This window comes from Streptomyces sp. WAC06614 (assembly GCF_003949795.1).
In the GTDB taxonomy this organism is placed as follows: Bacteria; Actinomycetota; Actinomycetes; order Streptomycetales; family Streptomycetaceae; genus Streptomyces.
Genome location: NZ_RPRY01000643.1, coordinates 1 through 1,565, shown reverse-complemented (window position 1 = coordinate 1,565; position 1,565 = coordinate 1). Strand labels below are relative to the sequence as shown.

The 1,565-nt window shown below is 76.0% G+C and carries 3 protein-coding genes; 1 reads left to right on the top strand and 2 read right to left on the bottom strand.

Annotation, left to right across the window (positions count from 1 at the left end):
* The first annotated feature begins 366 nt into the window (after positions 1-366).
* The gene (locus EF918_RS35580; protein WP_125652962.1) at positions 367-792 is read left to right on the top strand and encodes a hypothetical protein; all 426 of its coding nucleotides are present in this window, start codon (positions 367-369) and stop codon (positions 790-792) included.
* Between the two features lie 10 nt (positions 793-802).
* On the opposite strand, the gene EF918_RS35575 is transcribed toward EF918_RS35580, so the two are convergent.
* Entirely contained in the window at positions 803-1,126 is a 324-nt protein-coding gene (locus EF918_RS35575; protein WP_125652961.1) for an ASCH domain-containing protein, read from the bottom strand.
* Between the two features lie 10 nt (positions 1,127-1,136).
* On the bottom strand, positions 1,137-1,430 hold the full coding sequence (locus EF918_RS35570; protein ID WP_125652960.1) for a hypothetical protein: 294 nt from the start codon (positions 1,428-1,430) through the stop codon (positions 1,137-1,139).
* Positions 1,431-1,565 lie beyond the last annotated feature (135 nt).

The window sequence follows — 1,565 nt, the reverse complement described above, 5'->3', positions numbered from 1 at the left end:
CGCCGCCGGGACGAGGGCGGAGCGGACGGTGCGGGACATGGCGGACGACTCCGTGGGCACGGTGGCGGGTTGCTCGGTCGGGCGCACTCTTTCCCTCCAGGAACGCCCAGGTCAAGCCGGATGTCCGAGCTGCCCCATGCATCCCGTCTGTCCGTACAGGAGGGCATACGACTCGGCCGGACGCGCGGCGCGTTCCGGCCGTCCGACGGCCTGCGCGGCGGGTGCGTCCGGACGGCGTCCGCGGCGGACGGTACGGGCGCTCCCGGAGGTCCGGACCACCGGACGACCCGGGTGTGCCTCGGGCGCCCTCACCCGTGCGCGTGACCGTACGCGGCGGGGCGGGGCGGCGTACGGCATGGTGGACGGATGCAGTTACGCCGTGCCGTGCCCCTCTCCCTCGTCGCGCTCCTCGCCAGCGCCGGGTGCGTGTCCGTCACCCCGCAGGCGACGGCCCCGTCGCGGGGCACCGGCACCCCGGCCGGCGCCCCGGTGCTGCCGCTCGGCCCGCTGCCGCAGGCCTCCGCGGCGCCGCCCGTCCCCGTGCCGGACGACGTCCCGGCACCCGGGTCGTCGCAGGCCCCGGCCAAGGAGCTGGTCCTGCCCGCCCGCAAGCGCCCGGCCAAGCCGACGCCGCCGCGCCGCATCCCCCGCAAGGCCCGCCCGGCGCACCCGCACGGCGTACCGCCGGTTCCGCCCGGGGGTCCGGGGATGGACGCCCTGTGCGAGGCGGCGGAGGGCAACGTCCCGCCCGCGATCGTGGACCTGTGCGTGGGCCAGTACGGACGCCCGTGAAGGGGTGCTGTCAGTCCGTCAGGCGGAAGTGGACGACGGTGACCTCGTCGGTCGGCGCGATGTCGGGGTAGTGGAAGCGCAGGCGGTCCTGGAGCTCGGCCAGATCGCGGAACCCGTCGGCGACCGCGTCCGCGTCGGTCAGTTCGGCCACGGCCCGGGACGTGGTGCCGGTGACCGCACCGGACAGCACCACCTCGTCGTCCGACTCGAACACCATGCGCACCGGGCCCGGTTCGACCGGGTCCCGGAACCGCACCGTGGTCGTCTTCCGCCCGCTGCGCACGGCGTCGAGATAGGCGGGGTGGAAGTACAGGGTCTGTGTCGTGCTGTCCATTCCTCAGACCCTACTCGGGCGCGTCCCCGCACCGGACGGCCGCCCGGCGGGCGCCGGTGGCGGCCCGGAGGCGGCGGACGGCGTCGCCGCCGCGGCGGCGCAGCTCGGTGGGGGCCATCCGGGCCCGCTGGCCGCCGCCCGCGATCAGGGCGTTGACCGGGGTCAGCGGGTCGGCCGCCATCGCCTTGGCCAGCAGCACGCCGAGCACCAGCGGGACCAGGGCCACGGCCAGGGCCGAACCGGCCGCGGACACCTGGGCGATGTGGGGGTGCCGGGCGGGAGCGGTGGTCTCGGTACGGGTCATGGCTCCATTCGAGCAGCGGCGGGCCGACGGGGAATGGGGCGGGCTACTCAGGCCGTTGGCCGTGACGTACTCAGTCGAGGGGCCACAGGCACAGGCACAGGCACGGCGGTAGGTGATCGGCGATGGCATCGGATG

Bases quoted from the DNA above. Each gene is read 5' to 3' on its own strand.
- EF918_RS35580 (WP_125652962.1), top strand. From the start codon at position 367: ATGCAGTTACGCCGTGCCGTGCCCCTCTCCCTCGTCGCGCTCCTCGCC.
- EF918_RS35575 (WP_125652961.1), bottom strand. From the start codon at position 1,126: ATGGACAGCACGACACAGACCCTGTACTTCCACCCCGCCTATCTCGAC.
- EF918_RS35570 (WP_125652960.1), bottom strand. From the start codon at position 1,430: ATGACCCGTACCGAGACCACCGCTCCCGCCCGGCACCCCCACATCGCC.